General features: G+C 35.7%; 20 protein-coding genes. 17 read left to right on the forward strand and 3 right to left on the reverse strand.

Translation table 11 applies throughout. The features are described 5' to 3' along the window. Nucleotides 1-8: 8 nt before the first annotated feature. Complete coding sequence (gene gcvPA, locus DVJ99_RS04315; RefSeq protein ID WP_114603287.1) at nucleotides 9-1,355, forward strand: aminomethyl-transferring glycine dehydrogenase subunit GcvPA; 1,347 nt, start codon at nucleotides 9-11, stop codon at nucleotides 1,353-1,355. Further along, nucleotides 1,348-2,823, forward strand: coding sequence for an aminomethyl-transferring glycine dehydrogenase subunit GcvPB (gene gcvPB, locus DVJ99_RS04320; protein WP_114603288.1), 1,476 nt, complete (start codon nucleotides 1,348-1,350; stop codon nucleotides 2,821-2,823). Before gcvPA ends, gcvPB begins: the two co-directional genes overlap by 8 nt. Nucleotides 2,824-2,921: 98 nt before the next feature. Here the strand turns inward: gcvPB and DVJ99_RS04325 are convergent, their stop codons facing one another. Beyond that, entirely contained in the window at nucleotides 2,922-3,308 is a 387-nt protein-coding gene (locus DVJ99_RS04325; protein WP_105992705.1) for a rhodanese-like domain-containing protein, read from the reverse strand. 233 nt (nucleotides 3,309-3,541) lie between these two features. On the opposite strand from DVJ99_RS04325, the gene DVJ99_RS04330 reads away from it, so the two are divergent. Then, the gene (locus tag DVJ99_RS04330; protein WP_114603289.1) at nucleotides 3,542-4,372 is read left to right on the forward strand and encodes a lipoate--protein ligase family protein; all 831 of its coding nucleotides are present in this window, start codon (nucleotides 3,542-3,544) and stop codon (nucleotides 4,370-4,372) included. A gap of 44 nt (nucleotides 4,373-4,416) precedes the next feature. Here the strand turns inward: DVJ99_RS04330 and DVJ99_RS04335 are convergent, their stop codons facing one another. Both DVJ99_RS04335 and DVJ99_RS04340 read right to left on the reverse strand, forming a co-directional pair. Next, nucleotides 4,417-4,629, reverse strand: a complete 213-nt coding sequence (locus DVJ99_RS04335; protein WP_114603290.1) for an SA1362 family protein — start codon at nucleotides 4,627-4,629, stop codon at nucleotides 4,417-4,419. Nucleotides 4,630-4,655: 26 nt separating this feature from the next. After that, nucleotides 4,656-5,243, reverse strand: coding sequence for a hypothetical protein (locus tag DVJ99_RS04340; RefSeq protein ID WP_114603291.1), 588 nt, complete (start codon nucleotides 5,241-5,243; stop codon nucleotides 4,656-4,658). A 240-nt stretch (nucleotides 5,244-5,483) separates the two neighbouring features. Between DVJ99_RS04340 and DVJ99_RS04345 the strand changes: the two genes are divergently transcribed. The 14 genes from DVJ99_RS04345 to lpdA all read left to right on the forward strand — a co-directional run bounded on the left by DVJ99_RS04345 (nucleotide 5,484) and on the right by lpdA (nucleotide 18,378). Then, nucleotides 5,484-6,542, forward strand: a complete 1,059-nt coding sequence (locus DVJ99_RS04345; protein WP_114603292.1) for a M24 family metallopeptidase — start codon at nucleotides 5,484-5,486, stop codon at nucleotides 6,540-6,542. 27 nt (nucleotides 6,543-6,569) lie between these two features. Further along, entirely contained in the window at nucleotides 6,570-7,127 is a 558-nt protein-coding gene (gene efp / locus DVJ99_RS04350) for an elongation factor P (RefSeq protein WP_105992709.1), read from the forward strand. Nucleotides 7,128-7,357: 230 nt separating this feature from the next. Then, a complete protein-coding gene (gene accB / locus DVJ99_RS04355) occupies nucleotides 7,358-7,831 on the forward strand; it encodes an acetyl-CoA carboxylase biotin carboxyl carrier protein (RefSeq protein ID WP_114603293.1) in 474 nt (157 codons plus the stop codon). Between the two features lie 2 nt (nucleotides 7,832-7,833). After that, nucleotides 7,834-9,186, forward strand: a complete 1,353-nt coding sequence (gene accC, locus DVJ99_RS04360; RefSeq protein ID WP_114603294.1) for an acetyl-CoA carboxylase biotin carboxylase subunit — start codon at nucleotides 7,834-7,836, stop codon at nucleotides 9,184-9,186. A gap of 21 nt (nucleotides 9,187-9,207) precedes the next feature. Continuing rightward, nucleotides 9,208-9,570 (forward strand): Asp23/Gls24 family envelope stress response protein, encoded by a 363-nt coding sequence (locus DVJ99_RS04365; RefSeq protein WP_105992712.1) that lies wholly within the window; start codon nucleotides 9,208-9,210, stop codon nucleotides 9,568-9,570. 32 nt (nucleotides 9,571-9,602) lie between these two features. Then, nucleotides 9,603-9,992 (forward strand): transcription antitermination factor NusB, encoded by a 390-nt coding sequence (gene nusB / locus DVJ99_RS04370; RefSeq protein ID WP_105992713.1) that lies wholly within the window; start codon nucleotides 9,603-9,605, stop codon nucleotides 9,990-9,992. A gap of 15 nt (nucleotides 9,993-10,007) precedes the next feature. Then, a complete protein-coding gene (gene xseA, locus DVJ99_RS04375) occupies nucleotides 10,008-11,351 on the forward strand; it encodes an exodeoxyribonuclease VII large subunit (protein WP_114603295.1) in 1,344 nt (447 codons plus the stop codon). Beyond that, nucleotides 11,341-11,574, forward strand: a complete 234-nt coding sequence (locus DVJ99_RS04380; RefSeq protein WP_114603296.1) for an exodeoxyribonuclease VII small subunit — start codon at nucleotides 11,341-11,343, stop codon at nucleotides 11,572-11,574. The genes xseA and DVJ99_RS04380 overlap by 11 nt, the downstream gene beginning before the upstream one ends. Beyond that, nucleotides 11,567-12,442, forward strand: a complete 876-nt coding sequence (locus tag DVJ99_RS04385; RefSeq protein WP_114603297.1) for a polyprenyl synthetase family protein — start codon at nucleotides 11,567-11,569, stop codon at nucleotides 12,440-12,442. The genes DVJ99_RS04380 and DVJ99_RS04385 overlap by 8 nt, the downstream gene beginning before the upstream one ends. Before the next feature lie 181 nt (nucleotides 12,443-12,623). Beyond that, nucleotides 12,624-13,076 carry a transcriptional regulator AhrC/ArgR gene (gene ahrC, locus DVJ99_RS04390; protein ID WP_105992716.1) on the forward strand — a complete coding sequence of 151 codons (453 nt, stop codon included), beginning with the start codon at nucleotides 12,624-12,626 and terminating at the stop codon, nucleotides 13,074-13,076. A 14-nt stretch (nucleotides 13,077-13,090) separates the two neighbouring features. Then, nucleotides 13,091-14,770: a DNA repair protein RecN gene (gene recN / locus DVJ99_RS04395; RefSeq protein WP_114603298.1), complete on the forward strand. Its 1,680-nt coding sequence runs from the start codon at nucleotides 13,091-13,093 to the stop codon at nucleotides 14,768-14,770. A gap of 24 nt (nucleotides 14,771-14,794) precedes the next feature. Next, nucleotides 14,795-15,685 carry a phosphate acyltransferase gene (locus DVJ99_RS04400; RefSeq protein WP_114603299.1) on the forward strand — a complete coding sequence of 297 codons (891 nt, stop codon included), beginning with the start codon at nucleotides 14,795-14,797 and terminating at the stop codon, nucleotides 15,683-15,685. A gap of 199 nt (nucleotides 15,686-15,884) precedes the next feature. Then, nucleotides 15,885-16,943 carry a butyrate kinase gene (gene buk, locus DVJ99_RS04405; protein WP_114603300.1) on the forward strand — a complete coding sequence of 353 codons (1,059 nt, stop codon included), beginning with the start codon at nucleotides 15,885-15,887 and terminating at the stop codon, nucleotides 16,941-16,943. A gap of 10 nt (nucleotides 16,944-16,953) precedes the next feature. Continuing rightward, entirely contained in the window at nucleotides 16,954-18,378 is a 1,425-nt protein-coding gene (gene lpdA / locus DVJ99_RS04410) for a dihydrolipoyl dehydrogenase (protein WP_114603301.1), read from the forward strand. Nucleotides 18,379-18,389: the final 11 nt, after the last annotated feature.

Genomic DNA, 18,389 nt, shown 5'->3' on the forward strand with positions numbered 1-18,389 from the left:
TGGCAGTGGTGAGTCATCGTTATATACCATTAACTGAAAAAGATAAAAAAGAAATGTTAGAGACAATTGGTGCAAGCTCAATTGAAGAATTATTCGGAGATGTGCCAAAAGAAATTTTATTAGATAGAGAACTTGATATTCCAAGCGGAGAAGATGAAACTTCTCTATTCAAACGTTTAAGCAGAATTGCTAACAAAAATACAACTAAAGAAGATCATACTTCTTTCTTAGGTGCAGGGGTTTATGACCATTATACTCCAGCTGTTGTAGATGCTATGATTTCACGTTCAGAGTTCTATACAGCTTATACGCCGTACCAACCAGAAATTTCACAAGGTGAACTTCAAGCTATCTTTGAATTCCAAACATTAATTTGTGAATTAACTGGTATGGATGTAGCAAACTCTTCTATGTACGATGGAATTACAGCATTTGCTGAAGCATGTATTTTAGCATTCAGTCAATCTAAAAAGAATAAAATCGTAGTATCTAAAGGCTTGCATTATCAAGCACTTCAAGTACTTCACACTTATTCTAAAGTAAGAAACGACTATGAAATCGTAGAAGTAGACTTAGACGGCACAATCACTGATTTAGAAAAATTAGAAGCTGCTGTTGATGAAGATACAGCTGCAGTTGCTGTTCAATATCCAAACTTCTATGGTTCTATTGAAGACTTAGAAAAAATCCAATCATTTATTAAGAGCAAAAAGACGTTATTCATCGTCTATGCAAACCCACTTTCACTTGGCTTGTTAACACCTCCAGGTGAATTCGGTGCAGATATCGTTGTAGGTGATACACAACCATTCGGTATCCCTAGCCAATTCGGCGGACCGCATTGCGGATACTTTGCTACTACTAAAAAATTAATGCGTAAAATCCCAGGTCGCTTAGTCGGTCAAACAAACGATGATCACGGCAACCGCGGTTTCGTATTAACTTTACAAGCACGTGAGCAGCATATCCGTCGTGATAAAGCAACATCAAACATCTGTTCAAACCAAGCATTAAATGCACTAGCTTCATCTATCGCAATGTCAGCGCTTGGTAAACAAGGTATTCAAGATATTGCTGAACAAAACTTTGAAAAAGCTAACTATGCTAAGCAATCATTTGAAAAAGCAGGCGTAGAAGTATTACCAGGTACATCTTATAACGAATTCGTTATCAAGTTGAATAAACCTGTTAAAGAAGTTAACGAAAAATTATTAGATGAAGGCATTATCGGCGGTTTCGACTTATCTGAAGTAAACGACGATTTAGGACAAGCAATGTTAGTTGCAGTAACTGAATTAAGAACAAAAGCCGAAATAGATACTTTTGTTGAGAAAGTGGGTGAGATTAATGGTTAGTAAATCAAGTCCATTAATTTTCGAACGTTCAAGAGCAGGAAGATACGCATATTCTCTTCCAGAAAAAGAGATTGACAATATTGAGATTAAAGATATTTTAGATGATAAATTCATCCGTAAAAATAAAGCAGAATTCCCTGAAGTTGCAGAGTTAGACTTAGTAAGACACTATACTGAGTTATCTAATAAAAACTTCGGTGTAGATACAGGATTCTATCCTTTAGGTTCTTGTACTATGAAGTACAACCCTAAAATCAACGAGAAAGTTGCTCGTATTCCTGGATTTGCGGAAGCACATCCATTACAACCAGAATCAGAAATCCAAGGTTCTCTTGAAATCATCCATAGTTTACAAGAAGAACTTAAAGAAATTACTGGTATGGACGAAGTTACGTTGCAACCAGCTGCAGGTGCACATGGTGAATGGACAGCACTTATGATTTTCAAAGCTTATCATGAGAAAAACGGCGAAGGTCACCGTAACGAAGTAATCGTACCTGACTCAGCGCATGGTACTAACCCAGCGTCAGCTGCTTTTGCTGGTTTCAAATCAGTAACTGTAAAATCAAACGAAAACGGAGAAGTCGACGTAGAAGACTTGAAAGGTCTTGTTAACGAAAACACAGCAGCAATCATGTTAACAAACCCGAACACACTTGGTATTTTCGAACACAATATCATGGAAATCGGTAAAATTGTTCATGATGCCGGTGGTTTACTATACTATGATGGCGCTAACTTAAACGCTATTATGGATAAAGTAAGACCTGGCGACATGGGCTTTGACGCAGTTCACTTAAACTTACACAAAACATTCACTGGTCCGCACGGCGGCGGTGGTCCTGGTTCAGGTCCTGTTGGAGTTAAGAAAGAACTAGCAAGCTTCTTGCCAAAACCAATGGTAGTTAAAGATGGAGACACTTATAAATATGATAATGATATTGAAAACTCTATCGGCCGTGTTAAACCATTCTATGGTAACTTCGGTATCTACCTACGTGCTTACACGTATATCAGAACTATGGGTAATGTTGGTCTTAAAGAAGTATCTGAAGCAGCTGTGCTTAATGCCAACTACATTAAAGCACGTCTTAAAGATGCATTCGAAATTCCATATTCTCAATACTGTAAACACGAATTCGTATTAAGCGGATCTAAACAGAAGAAAGACGGTGTCCGTACGTTAGATATGGCGAAACGTCTATTAGACTTCGGCGTACATCCGCCTACAATTTACTTCCCGCTTAACGTTGAAGAAGGCATGATGATTGAGCCGACAGAAACAGAATCTAAAGAAACATTAGATCACTTCTGCGACGCTTTAATTCAAATTGCTAATGAAGCGAAAGAAGATCCGGATAAAGTACTTGAAGCACCTCACAGTACTGTTATCGACAGACTTGACGAAACAAAAGCAGCAAGACATCCGGTATTAAAATTCGAAAACTTGCATGAAGAAAAACTTTAATCTATAAATAGAGAATCCTCCGTTATTTGATAGCGGAGGATTTTTCATATAAAAATACGGCAATGACTTTACGTCATCGCCGCTATTTTTGATTGATGCTATTTTTTTGCTTTAACTTTTCCGGTCCATTTTTTGTAACCGCCTTTAAGCATATAAATATCTCTATATCCATTTTTTCTTAAAATACGTGCTGCTCTGTAGCTTGCTACTCCGTTCGCATCACATAAATAAATAGGCTGGTCCTTTCTAAGACCTTTAAATCGTTGACTAAATAGTGTCATTGGAATGTTTCTGGCACCGATGATGTGACCGTAGTCATAGTCAACTTTTTCACGTACATCAATAACTTGAGCTTTGCGCAGACCTTTGTGGAACTCATCTTGGTTCAATTCTGTCACAGCTCTTCGATTGATGAAAAATTGGACTAACATATATAAAGCAATAATAACTAAAACAGCTAAAATGATTATCCAAAAGCTATTCATCATGCTTCCTCCTATTTTTACCGATACTACAATTATAAGACTGTTTCATTCAATTATCAAAAAGTTTTTCTCAAATTTGAAAGGAGTTTGTCTTTTATTAAGATATTCATAAATAAAAGAGATTGAAGGTATCGAAAGTTTTCATTTAGCAAATTAATTTGAATCAAATATACTCTGTAGTATGGTACTATACATACATACGAGTAATTCTAAGGTGATTGGAGATTTTAAAATTGACAGAAACATGGAATTTTATTAATTCAGGCAGTCATGATCCATTCTATAATATGGCAATGGACGAAGCGTTATTAAATTTTGTTTCAAGAGGGGAAATTGATCCTGTAATCAGATTTTATACTTGGGATCCTGCTACACTTTCTATCGGTTATTTCCAAAGACTTAAAAAGGAAATTGATATAGAGAAAGTGAAAGAAAAAGGTTATGGCCTTGTACGTCGCCAAACAGGCGGCAGAGGCGTGTTGCATGACAAAGAACTTACTTATAGTGTGATTGTACCAGAATCTCATCCGAACATGCCTAACACCGTTACAGAGGCATACAGAGTCATCTCTCAAGGATTATTAGAAGGGTTTAAACTTTTAGGCTTTGATGCTTACTTTGCGGTACCGAGAAGCAAAGAAGAAAGAGAAAAATTAAAACAGCCTAGAAGTTCAGTTTGTTTCGATGCTCCGAGTTGGTATGAATTAGTAGTAGAAGGCAGAAAAATTGCCGGCAGTGCACAAACAAGACAAAAAGGTGTTATCTTGCAGCATGGTTCCATTTTGAAAGATATAGATATTGATGATTTGTTTGATATGTTTATCTTTAAAAACGACCGCTTAAAAGACAAAATGAAACAAGCATTTATCGATAAAGCAGTAGCAATCAATGACATTTCAGATAAAACAGTCACATTAGAAGAAATGGAAACTGCTTTTGAAAAAGGCTTCCAAAAAGGATTGAATATCAACTTCAAACCTTTAGATCTTAACGAAAAACAAAAACAAGAAATTGATGAACTTGCGGAAAAATATAAATCTGAAGAATGGACTTACCGCAAATAAAATGAACCCCTGAACAAAAAATCTATTGTTCAGGGGCTTTAAATTTACTTATTACGTCTTCTATATTTCCATTTAGCAATTTTATACTTTCTTTGATCCTTTGTTAAGAAGAAAAAGAAGTAAATCAAATAAGCAATTGCTGCGATGATTGCTAAACTAATGATAGTTCTTACTAAAGAAAATAACATAGCGTCTAAATTCAAAATCAAACCGATTAACGCTATAAATAAAATAATATAAAATAGTCCTTTACGCATATTTTCACCTTTCAATGTACTATGCTTTACGAATTAGAATTACTAATCTTAACTTGTGACAGTTCTTGTTGTCCTTGTTTTAATTTCTTACTGTCTTTTGCAGAATAACCATCTCTGATATTTTTAAATGCTTTAACGAGATCTTTGTTCAGTGTTTCGATGTTCTTGTCATCAGATTTATCTTTATCAGACAAGTTGCTGCTTTCACGTTCAAGTTTATACTTATCATGCGCACTTTGTATGTCAGTTACGATTTTATCCAATTTGCTGACTACTGCTTCTTTACGCTTATTTTTATGAACATCGCCTTCGATTTTATGATAATCCTTCAGAGTGTCCGTAACTTGCTGATAATATGCAGATGTCGCATGTGCGTTCTTAGTTTTTGAATTATTCTCTGCTGCTGCTTTTGTATTCTTTTTATCTGCACCTAATTGTTTTTCTTTGTTTTTTAAATCACTGATTTTCTGTTCCAACTCTTGATTGTCTAATTTTAGTTGATGATTTTCATCACGTAATTTAGTTGTTTTCTTTTCTAATGGTCCCAAATTCTGACTGCCGCAACCTGATAAAAGCAGTGCAGCACTAAAAATAGTCAAAAATACTTTTTTCATAACCTTCTCCTAATTCATAAGCAAATAATATAGCATTATTTTACCATATTTAGAACTGGTATTCTTATAATACCGTTTCATGCCTATTACTTTTTAATTTTCATCTCAATAAAGCGTGTAATCAAGTATAAAACCTTATAGTTCCGGTATCTTTGTGATAAACTTTGTTTATACGTAAATGAATGATTTTGTTAATCTCCAAATTAACTACCTAAATGAATTTACATAGGAGGAATACAAATGTCAAAAAATGAAAAAGTAATTGAACTTTTATCTCAAAACAATCTAGATGCATTGGTTGTATTATCAGATTACAACCGCCGCTATTTGTCAGGCTTTACTGGTACAAGCGGTGCATTAGTTATCACACCGAAAGAAAACATTCTGATTACGGACTTCCGTTATATTGATCAAGCCACACAACAAGCATCTGATTTTGAAATTGTAAATCGTTCTGCTGGGCTTGTAGAAGAAGTTAAAACTGTATTGGATAAACTTAATGTTAAAAAAGCAGGGTTTGAAGGCCATATTGTAAGTTACGATACTTTCCAACAACTTAATGATTCTAACGTCGAATATCAAAGTATCGGCAACGCTATTGAGGATATCAGAGCAGTCAAAGAACAATATGAAATCGACACAATCCAAAAAGCTGCACAAATCGTAGATGAAACTTATGAATATATTCTAACTATCGCAAAAGCAGGCATGACAGAACAAGAATTAAAAGCTGAACTAGAAAGCAAAATGCTTCGTTTAGGTGCCAGCGGTCCATCTTTCGATACGATTGTAGCTTCTGGTTATAGAGGTGCGCTCCCTCATGGTGTAGCAAGTGATAAAGTCATTGAAGAGGGCGACCTTATCACATTGGACTTCGGAGCATATTATAATGGATATGTCTCAGATATCACACGTACTTTTGCAATCGGCCAACCTGATCCGAAACTTGTAGAAGCTTACAATATCGTTTTGGAAGCACAACAAGCTGCAGTAGATCAAATCAAAGCAGGCATGACTGGAAAAGAAGCTGACGCTATTGCACGAGATATCATCGCAAGCTATGGATACGGCGACAACTTCGGTCATTCTACAGGCCATGGTATCGGCTTAGAAATCCATGAACAACCTATGTTAGCCAAACAATCCGACTATGTATTAACACCAAATAATTGCGTGACGGTAGAACCGGGTATCTATATAGAAGGACTAGGCGGCATCAGAATTGAAGATGACATTCTAATTACAGAAAATGGCAATGAAGTCTTTACTAAATGCACAAAAGACCTTATTATTTTATAATGAAAGCCTATATGAGGAGGAAACTGGATGATTTCGGTTAATGATTTTAAAACAGGTTTAACAATATCTGTAGATAATGGTATTTGGAAAGTTATTGATTTCCAACACGTAAAACCCGGAAAAGGTTCTGCGTTCGTTCGTTCTAAATTAAGAAATTTAAGAACTGGTGCGATTCAAGAGAAAACATTCCGTGCTGGTGAAAAAGTTGAACAAGCTATGATTGAAAACCACCGTATGCAATATTTATATGCGGATGGCGATTCACACGTATTCATGGACAACCAAACTTTCGAACAAACAGAACTATCTGGAGATTATTTAGAAGATGAATTAAAATACTTAAAAGCAAACATGGAAGTACAAATCCAAACTTATGAAGGCGAAACAATCGGTGTTGAACTTCCGAAAACAGTTGAGCTTGCAGTTACAGAAACTGAGCCAGGTATTAAAGGTGATACAGCAACTGGTGCCACTAAATCTGCTACTGTCGAAACAGGCTACACACTTAACGTACCTCTATTCGTAAACGAAGGAGATGTCCTAGTTATCAACACTAGCGACGGCAGCTACGTTTCAAGAGCTTAATAATTTATCACCCTTTTCTTATATCCTAACTCAACAACAGAAATTAAATGGTTTCTAAATGAAACATTGGTTTTATCACGTTGGGGAGGTTTAAGAAAAGGGCTTCTTTTATTTAATCGTCATTTTCATACCGATATACTTAGTTAAAGTTGCAGTGATATGCTTGAATTGATAATTTCACTCAAGTAAAATATACAAGAAGAGTAAAAACAATCTGAAGGAGCAGTACTATGAATTTTAAAGAAATCAAGGAATTAATCGAAATACTAGATAATTCAAATCTTACTGAAATTAATATAGAGGACAATAAGGGAAGTATCATTAATTTGAAGAAAGAAAAAGAAAGAGAAATTATTACACCTCAGATTTCGCAGCAAGCTTTCCCACAACAAACAGCTGCACCTGCACCTGTTCAAAATGAATCAGCTGCCAGCGAAACATCAGCTGCTGCTAATTCAGATGCGGATCAAGGCAAAACAATTAATGCACCTATGGTGGGAACTTTCTATAAATCGCCATCACCAGAAGAAGAAGCATATGTCAAAGTTGGGGACACAGTTTCAAATGATTCTACAGTATGTATATTAGAAGCGATGAAATTATTTAATGAAATTCAAGCTGAAGTATCTGGGGAAATTACTGAAATCTTAGTTGAAGACGGACAAATGGTAGAGTATGGCCAACCGTTGTTCAAGGTGAAATAATTATGAAAAAGGTATTAATCGCCAACCGCGGAGAAATCGCGGTTCGAATCATTAGAGCATGTAAGGATTTAGGATTGCACACAGTAGCAATTTATTCTGAAGGGGATAAAGACGCATTACATACTCAAATTGCTGATGAAGCATACTGTGTAGGTCCTACACAATCTAAGGATTCTTATTTAAACATTCCAAACATTTTATCTATCGCAACTTCAACAGGTTGTGATGCAGTGCATCCTGGATACGGCTTTTTAGCCGAAAACGGTGATTTTGCGGAATTATGCGAAGCTTGCCAACTTAAGTTTGTCGGACCAAGCTATGAGTCTATTCAAAAAATGGGAATTAAAGACGTCGCAAAAGATGAAATGATTAATGCGAATGTACCGGTCGTACCAGGCAGCGACGGACTTGTAGAATCAATTGAAGATGCTAAGAAAACAGCTGAGGAAATCGGATATCCAGTTATTATCAAAGCTACTGCCGGCGGCGGCGGTAAAGGGATTCGTGTCGCACGTGATGAGAAAGAATTAGAAAACGGATATAAAATGACACAACAAGAGGCTGAAACAGCATTCGGCAATGGCGGACTATATTTAGAGAAATTCATAGAAAATTTCCGTCACATCGAATTTCAAATTATCGGGGATCAGTATGGCAACGTTATACAACTAGGGGAACGCGACTGTACGATTCAAAGAAGAATGCAGAAACTTGTCGAAGAAGCACCTTCTCCGATTCTAACAGAAGAAAAACGTCATGAAATGGGGCAAGCATCAATCAGAGCGGCTAAAGCTGTAAATTATGAAAATGCCGGAACGATTGAATATATCTATGATTTAGATACAGATGAGTATTACTTCATGGAAATGAACACAAGAATCCAAGTTGAGCACCCAGTTACTGAAATGGTCACAGGTGTTGATTTAGTTAAACTTCAACTTCAAGTAGCAATGGGAGAACCCTTGCCGTTTAAGCAAGAAGATATAAATATCAATGGTCATGCTATGGAATTTCGTATTAATGCGGAAAACCCTTATAAAAACTTCATGCCATCACCTGGTAAAATCACACAATATTTAGCACCTGGCGGCTTTGGCGTTCGTATCGAATCTGCTTGCTATACAAACTATACAATTCCGCCTTACTATGATTCTATGGTTGCTAAACTGATTGTGCATGAACCTACACGTGAACAAACAATCATGGCCGGCTTACGAGCATTAAGCGAGTTTTTAGTACTTGGTATTGATACAACTATTCCTTTCCATATCCGTCTATTGGAAAATGATATTTTCAACAGCGGACAATACAGCACCAAGTTCTTAGAACAAAATAACATTATGAATGAAGACTAACTTTGATTAGGAGGCTATTATATGGTTAAGGTATCAGAAAATACACATTCACAGCTAGGAAGAATTGAAATTTCACCTGAAGTCTTAATTTCAATTGCAAGCATTGCAACATCTGAAATTGAAGGGCTTGCTGGACACTTTGCCGAATTAAAAAATGCATCTCCAGAAAAACTGAACCGAAAAAATCTGACTAAGGGTATCAAATTAGATACAAAAGAAGATGGAATTTATATAGATGTATTCTGTGAGTTTAAATATGGTATAAACATTTCTAAAACTGCATTGAAAATTCAAGAGACAATTTTCAATTCACTCAGCAACATGACAACTATAGTTCCTAAACAAGTCAACGTTCATATTACACATATCGAGGTTGAAAAGTAATAAGAAATAAGATAAAAAAGGAGCAACTCTAAATGAGTCGTAAAGAATCAAGAAGCCAAGCATTTCAAGCACTTTTCCAACTTGAAATGAAAAATACAGATTTATCTATAGACGAAGCCATTAACTTTATTAAAGATGATTATCCAGACTTGGAATTTGATTTTATTCATTGGCTGGTTTCAGGCGTTAAAGACCATGAAAGCGTACTAGATGAACAAATTCAAGAAAACCTTAAAGACTGGAAAGTATCTCGATTATTAAAAACCGATCGCATTATTCTAAGAATAGCAGCTTTTGAACTTAAGCATAGCGATACACCGCCAAAAGTGGTCATCAATGAAGCAGTCGAGCTTGCGAAACAATTCAGCGACGATGATCACTATCGCTTTATTAACGGCGTGTTGAGTAATTTAAATCAATAGGATAGAGTGATAAGAATGTCCGATTATTTAAGTGTTACAGCCTTAACCAAATATATTAAATATAAATTTGATCAAGATCCGCATTTGCAATCTGTGTTGTTAAAAGGCGAATTGTCGAACTTTAAAAAGCACAGCAGCGGACACTTATATTTTAATCTTAAAGATAATAACAGTGTCGTCAATGCGATGATGTTCAAAGCACAAGCAAGCAAATTAGACTTTTCTCCAAAAGAGGGAGATGAAGTCTTGATTGAGGCACGTGTTTCTGTTTATGAACGTCGAGGCAATTATCAAATCTATGTAAATAAAATGCATTTAGATGGTGTAGGTAATTTGTATCAGCGTTTAGAAGCATTGAAAAAGGATCTGACAAAACAAGGCTTATTCAATATGGAACATAAAAAACCGATTCCTAAGTTTCCTAAGAAAATAGCTGTCTTAACTGCCAGTACCGGTGCAGCTATCAGAGATATCCATTCTACAATTAACAGTCGTTTCCCGCTTGTTGAACAAATTCAAATCAGCACATTAGTACAAGGGGAACAGGCTAAAAAGGATATCGTTGAAAAATTAGAATATGCGGATACATTAGGGGCTGATGTAATTATTTTAGGCCGCGGCGGCGGTTCAATTGAAGATTTATGGAACTTTAACGAAGAAGAAGTTGTCAGAGCCATCTTCAATACTAAAACACCTGTTATATCAGCTGTAGGCCATGAAACAGACTTTACACTCAGCGATTTTGTGGCAGATGTGAGAGCTGCTACACCGACACAAGCTGCAGTTATAGCTACACCAGACCAAGTGGAGTTAAGCCAATATATCAAACAGATGGAGTTGAATCTGTCACGCCATATTGTGCAATTAATCAACAATAAGAAAAAGCACTTAGAACATGTAGCTTCATACTATAAGTTTAAACAACCTTCTTTATTGTATGATCAACAGATACAAAGACGTGATGATTTAGAACGTCAACTTAATATCAGTATGAACAATCAGCTGACAAGTCTGCGTCAACGCTTAGATTTGCTGAATAACCGTATTAACATCAGAGATTTACAGCAATTGGCGCAACAATCAAAAACATATAAAACACAATTAGACGATGCGATGAATAAAGCAATTCAAAATATTCTTCATAATGCTAAATCTAATTTAGCGCAGCGCTTAGAAAGTTTAAACAATCTGAGCCCGACAAATACTATGCTGCGCGGATATACGATTGTTAATAAAGATGATCAAGTGATTACAAGTACACAAGCATTAAAAACTAATGATAATATCAGCTTAACGATGAAAGACGGCGAAGTTGATGCGATAGTTAAGAAAGTTAGGTGTAATAAAGATGAGCAATAATCAGAGTTTCGAAAATATGATGGAAGAGTTAGAAGGCATTGTTAGAAAATTGGATAATGAAGCTGTCTCTTTAGAAGATGCTTTAAATCTTTATCAAAGAGGCATGAAACTTTCAGCAGCTTGCGACGAAACGTTAAAAAATGCTGAGAAAAAAGTGAATGAACTCATGAAGAATGATGAGGGAGAAGAAACTGAAGTTTCAGCTGAAAGTGATGATGAATAATATGATAGAAATGATTAATAATCAATTATTAAAAATGATACCTGATTCTCCGCTCGGAACAAACTTAGAAGAAAGTATGCGTTATTCTTTAGAAGCAGGCGGTAAACGTATTCGTCCTGTCCTTTTATTAGAAACTTTGAAAATGTTGAATGCTGACCATTCTTATGATAAAGGTGTACAAACAGCATTAGCATTAGAAATGGTTCATACTTATTCACTCATTCATGATGATCTGCCTTCAATGGACAATGACGACTATCGCCGTGGAAAATTAACGAATCATAAAGTATATGGTGATTGGAAAGCATTATTAGCAGGTGATGCTTTACTTACGAAAGCATTCAATTTAATTAGTAAAGACACATCTATTGATGCTGAAACTCGAATAACATTAGTCGCACAACTATCTGATGCAAGCGGCCACCTAGGCATGGTCGGCGGACAAACATTAGATATGGAAAGCGAAAATAAAAAGATTGATTTAGAGACTTTACAGCATATCCATCGTGAAAAAACAGGTGCTTTATTATCTTTTGCGATTAATGCTGCAGCGACGATTGCTAAAACAGACGCTGATGTCTCTCAAATATTAGATACTTACAGCGGTCATCTTGGTTTGATTTTCCAAATCAAAGATGATTTATTAGATGTTTACGGTGATGCTGAAAAGCTCGGCAAACCAGTAGGCAGTGATGAAAAAAATCATAAAAGTACTTATGTTACATTATTAGGTCTAAAAAACACTGAACAACGCTTGCAGTATCATGTAGATGAAGCTGAAAAATGCCTAAAACAGCTTGCTGCAAAGCAATATGATACAACTGAATTAGAAAAATTAACACAGTTATTTTATAAAAGAGATCACTAAACAAAATAAGCTGAGCCTTAAATTTTCCCATTTAAGCTTAGCTTATTTCTATTTACAATATTTTATAATTATGCATGCTATTCATTTTTATTGCATAGTAATTTAAAGAAAATCAAAGCAATTTCTTTAAACATGTGATACTATGATTGTATAAATATTCGTAATTTGAGGTGTGAAAGTAGTGGCTAAAAAATCAGTAAGACATATAAAAATCAGAGAAATCATATCTACTGAACAGGTTGAAACTCAAGATGAATTAGTAAAACGTTTGAACCAATTCGATTTAAATGTAACACAAGCAACAGTATCAAGAGATATTAAAGAGTTGCAATTAATCAAAGTACCTGCTCCGACAGGACAATATATTTACAGTTTGCCAAACGACAGAAAATATCATCCGCTTGAAAAATTAGGACGTTATTTGATGGATTCTTTCGTCAATATAGAAGGAACAGGCAACTTATTAGTACTTAAAACTTTACCCGGCAACGCACAATCTATCGGTGCTATTTTAGACCAAATCGACTGGGACGAAGTACTCGGTACAATTTGCGGTGATGATACATGCTTACTCATTTGTCATGATGAAGCATCAGCAAATGAAATTAAGACACGTATTTTTAATCTGTTATAAGGAAGCGATGAGCCATGTTACAAACATTAACAATTAAACAGTTTGCTATCATTGATGAATTAGAAATTAATTTTGGCGATGGGCTAACCGTTTTAAGCGGGGAGACTGGTGCAGGTAAATCTATCATCATAGATGCAATCGGACAATTAATAGGTATGCGTGCATCTTCAGACTTTGTTCGTCATGGCGAAAAGAAAGCAACGATTGAAGGAATTTTCGATATTGATAACAATCCAGCAGTCATTGAGACGCTTAAGACATTAGAAATTGATGCGGATGAAGATTTCCTGATCGTTAAGAGAGAAATATTCAGTTCAGGCAAGAGTCTATGCAAAGTGAATAACCAAACTGTTACTTTGCATGATTTGCGTCTGATTATGCAAGAATTGCTAGATATTCACGGACAACATGAAACACAATCTTTGTTAAAACAAAAATATCATCTGCAATTAGTGGATTCATATGCAGATGGCAAATACGAGTCGGTGCTTAATCAATACCAGACGACGTATCAAAATTATAAAGCTAAGACACATGAATTAGATGAATTAGAATCTGCTGACCAAGCATTGCTTCAAAGATTAGACTTGATGAAATTCCAAGCTGAAGAGTTAGCTGAAGCCAACCTTCAAGAAGGAGAAATCGAACAGTTAGAAGCAGATATAAAACGTATTCAGAATTCAGAAAATTTAAGCTTAGCGCTTAATGCAGCGCACGTAACTTTAACAGATGAACAAGCCATTCCAGACCGTTTATATGAATTAAGCCAACAGCTTCAAAGTATTGATGAAATTATTCCTAAAAAGTTCACAGCATTAAAAGAACAAGTCGATCAATTTTATTATACTTTGGAAGATGCCAAACACGAATTGTATGATGAACTATCCAATACGGAATTTGATGAACAATATTTAAATGAACTCGAATCACGTATGAACCTGCTTAACAATTTAAAACGTAAATATGGTAAAGATATCAGCCAATTGATGCAGTATCAAGAAAAACTGAACGATGAGATTAATAAAATCGAGAACTATGAACAAAGCACTGCAAATCTAAAAGATGAAATTTCTCAATTGCATACGCAACTGCTTGAAGAGGGTAAAGCACTTTCTAAAGAAAGACGCTTGGTCGCAAGAGAATTAAGAGACCACATAGTTGATGAGATTCAAAATCTCCAAATGAAAGATGCAAATTTAGAAATTTCATTCAAACCGTTAGAAGAACCTAGTGCAGAGGGTATTGAAAAAATAGAAATTCTTATCAGCCCGAATAAAGGCGAACCGCTTAAAAGTTTAGCTAAAATCGCTTCAGGCGGCGAATTATCTCGTATCATGCTGGCGTTAAAAAGCATCTTTGTGAAATCCAGAGGACAAACAGCAATTTTATTTGATGAGGTAGACTCAGGCGTTTCTGGTATTGCGGCACAAAAAATGGCTGAAAAAATGCGAGACATTTCTAAGTATATTCAGGTTATTTGTATTTCTCACTTGCCGCAAGTTGCGTCTATGAGCGATCATCACTTATTAATCAGCAAAGCATCACAAGAAGACAGAACAACAACAAGTGTTGAAGAATTGACAGGTGAAAATCGCATTGATGAAGTAGCCAGAATGATTTCAGGTGCCAATGTTACACAATTAACCAGAGAAAATGCGAAAGAAATGATAGAACAAAATCATGGTGCGCAGTGAACATAAAATGGGAGGAATCAAGCTATGCAATTTGAAGCATTAATTTCAAACGCTAATGCATTAGAAGGTAATATCGGTGTCTTGTTCGCAAATGATGAAAAGACGATTGCATCAATTATTGAGATTTTAGAACAAACTAATTGTCACGTCACACTATATGGTGTAAAAGATCCGACAGAATTAATTCGCTCTTTTAATATTGATGGTGCGTTTTTAAACCGTATTCATTTAAGAACGTTTCAAGAGCGGGAAGATGTATTTCAAAAGTGTGCAGATGATTTAAATCAGCAAGTAACTCATGTTTTGATGAAAGGCGACATCACTTCATCTGAGATTTTATCTTTTGTGCTGAAGAATAAGTCATTCATGGACAAGCAGCATTTCTTAAATCATGTGGCATGTTTTGATATTCCTTCTTATCACAAAATGCTGATACTGAGCGACGTAGCTTTAAATGTTCACCCAAGTATCGATGAGCGTATTCAAATGATTGAAAACATAGAGATTTTCGCTAAAAAAATCGGTTATGCTTCACTTAATGTCGGTTTGTTATCATCAGTAGAACATCCAACTTCTAAAATCCCATCTTCTATTGATGCTGCTGAAATTGCAGCACATTTTAAAGAAGATGATTATCTAAAAGTAGATGGCCCGTTCGCATTTGATAATGCCATTGATAAAGAGAGTGCTATCGAGAAAAATATCGATTCTGATATTGCTGGAGATATTGATGCACTGATTGTACCGCACATTGATGTAGGCAATGCTTTATATAAAGCGTTTACTTATTTTGCAAATGCACAAACAGCGAATTTAATTTTAGGGTCTAAATTTCCGATTGTACTGACTTCAAGAGCAGATTCAGTACAAAATAAAGTGAATTCAGCTATTTTAGCATTGCACACACTTAAATAAATAAAGCGTTTTAGTTCTTCTTCAAATTGGGAGGAGAACTTTTTTTCATGAAAATTAACTCAAAGTTAGTAACAAGTTAGTACTTTCCTATTAAGATTACTTTAAAAATATTACTTGAATAAGGTAAAATATAAAGGGTAGTTTTTAGAAAACAACAAGTATTCAACATCGAAGATTCAAATCAAAGCAGGTGGAACTTATGACCAATATTCTTGTTATCAACTTAGGGAGCACATCATCTAAAATTGCTTTCTTTACAAATAAACATTGTGATGCTATAGAAACTATACAACACGATATCACAATTACACAAAAGCCGTTGTTAGAGCAAGAGCCTTATAGAATTGAAGCTATTAAAGCATTTATCGAAGCTTCAACGCCAGGCTTAAACAGTATCGATGCCATTGCTTGCCGAGGCGGTTTGCTGAAACCGATTGCCGGAGGAACTTATGCTGTAAACAAAGCAATGTATGATGATTTAAGACACTTTAAATATGGTGTCCATGCCTCTAATTTAAGCGGTATTATCGGTTATAATTTAGGTCATACTTTAGATGTGCCTGTTTATATTGTTGATCCGGTTGTCGTTGATGAACTCGTCGATATTGCTAGAATGACGGGGATTAAAGGCATTCATCGCAGAAGTGTATTTCATGCGTTGAATCAAAAAGCTGTTGCGCGCAAATTTGCGCAATCTCAAAATAAAAAGTATGATGAAGTCAATGTTATTGTTGCACATATGGGAGGCGGCATAACGATTGGTGCACACTTGCAAGGGAAAGTTGCAGATGTCAATGAAGGCTTGTACGGTGAAGGACCCTTGAGTCCAGAAAGGGCTGGCAGTATACCAAATGATCTGCTCTATCAATTTGGTCATACACATCATTTTTCGCCTGAGGAATTAAATCACTTTATCAGCAAACAAGCTGGAATTATGAGTTTATATGAAACAAATAACATCCAAGCCCTTGTTAAACGTTATGAGCAGGATTCAGAAGTGCGTTTAATATTAGATACAATGATATACCAAATTGCTAAAGCAATCGGTGAAAGAGCTGTCATTTTCAAAGGTCGAACAGATCAAATCATTTTGACAGGCGGTATTGCATACAGCAGTTTGATTACCAATAAAATTGCTGAATATACCAATTGGATTGCACCTGTCACAGTTTATCCAGGTGAATTGGAAATGGAGTCGCTTGCAAATAGGGTATATGAAACTGTAAATCTACAAGAATCAGTAAAACAATATAGTTAGGAGTTCAATTATGGCAGAAGAACAATATGATTTAGTCATTCTTGGCGGTGGAACTGCGGGTTATGTAGCAGGAATTCGTGCTTCACAGCTTGGAAAGAAAGTCGCAATTGTTGAAAATCAATTACTGGGAGGCACATGTCTGCATAAAGGATGTATTCCGACAAAAGCATTGCTTAAGTCAGCTGAAGTATTACATACTGTTAAAAATGCGGCCTTGTATGGTGTTGATACAGCTCAATTCCAATTGAATTACGAAAAAGTATATGAACGAAAAGATGAAATTGTTGCGCAAATGCATACAGGCGTCAAACATCTGATGCAGCATAATCATATAGATATTTATAACGGAACAGGAAGAATATTAGGTTCATCAATATTCTCACCGCAACCTGGTACTATTTCTGTAGAATATGCAGATGGCAATTCAGAATTAATTCCAAATGATTATGTATTAATTGCAACAGGATCGAGACCTGCAGAGTTACCATTTTTACCATTCGACCATAATGTTGTGTTATCAAGCAATGATATCTTGAAAATGACAGAACTGCCTGAGTCGGTTGCAATTATCGGAGGCGGTGTCATCGGTATGGAGTTTGCTTCATTACTGAATGACTTCGGTACGAAAGTAACAGTTATTGAAGCAGGCGAGCGTATTTTACCGAATGAAAACAAAACTGTTACTATGACACTGAAAAAGCATCTTGAAAATAGAGGTGTAAGTATATATGAAAATGTTCAGCTGTCAGAAGAGAATATCACTATCAATGAAGACTCAGCAAGCATAGAATTGGAAAATGAGTCTTTAACTGTTGATAAAATATTGCTTGCTGTCGGCCGTAAACCGAACACTGATGATATCGGTTTGAATAATACGAAAATCAAGTTGGATGAAAAAGGCTTCATTGAAGTGAATGAACAGCAGCAAACACAAGAACAACACATCTATGCGGCAGGCGATTGTATTGGCAAATTACAACTTGCACACGCAGGTTCTAAAGAAGGTACTACTGCTGTTGAAGCGATGTTTGATGATACAGTTATCCCTGTTGATTATAATGCGATTCCAAAATGTATTTATACTTATCCAGAGATTGCTTCAATCGGGATGAATATCGATCAGGCAAAAGCAGCTGATTATAAAAAAGCACGCAGTTTTAAAGTACCGTTTAAAGCTATCGGCAAAGCTGTGATTGAAGATGCTGAACAACAAGACGGATTCTGCGAACTTGTCGTAGATCAAGAAACAGATACTGTTTTAGGCCTAAGTATGATTGGACCGCATGTTACAGAATTAATTAATGAAGCAGCACTGCTCCAATTTATGAATGGTTCTACTTTAGAATTAGGTCTCACAACACATGCACATCCTTCATTATCTGAAGTATTGATGGAAGCAGGACTAAAAGCAGCACAACGCTCTGTCCACGCTTAATTAAAGGAGGA

It is taken from the genome of Staphylococcus sp. EZ-P03, from assembly GCF_003344575.1.
GTDB classification, from domain to species: Bacteria; Bacillota; Bacilli; order Staphylococcales; family Staphylococcaceae; genus Staphylococcus; species Staphylococcus simulans_B.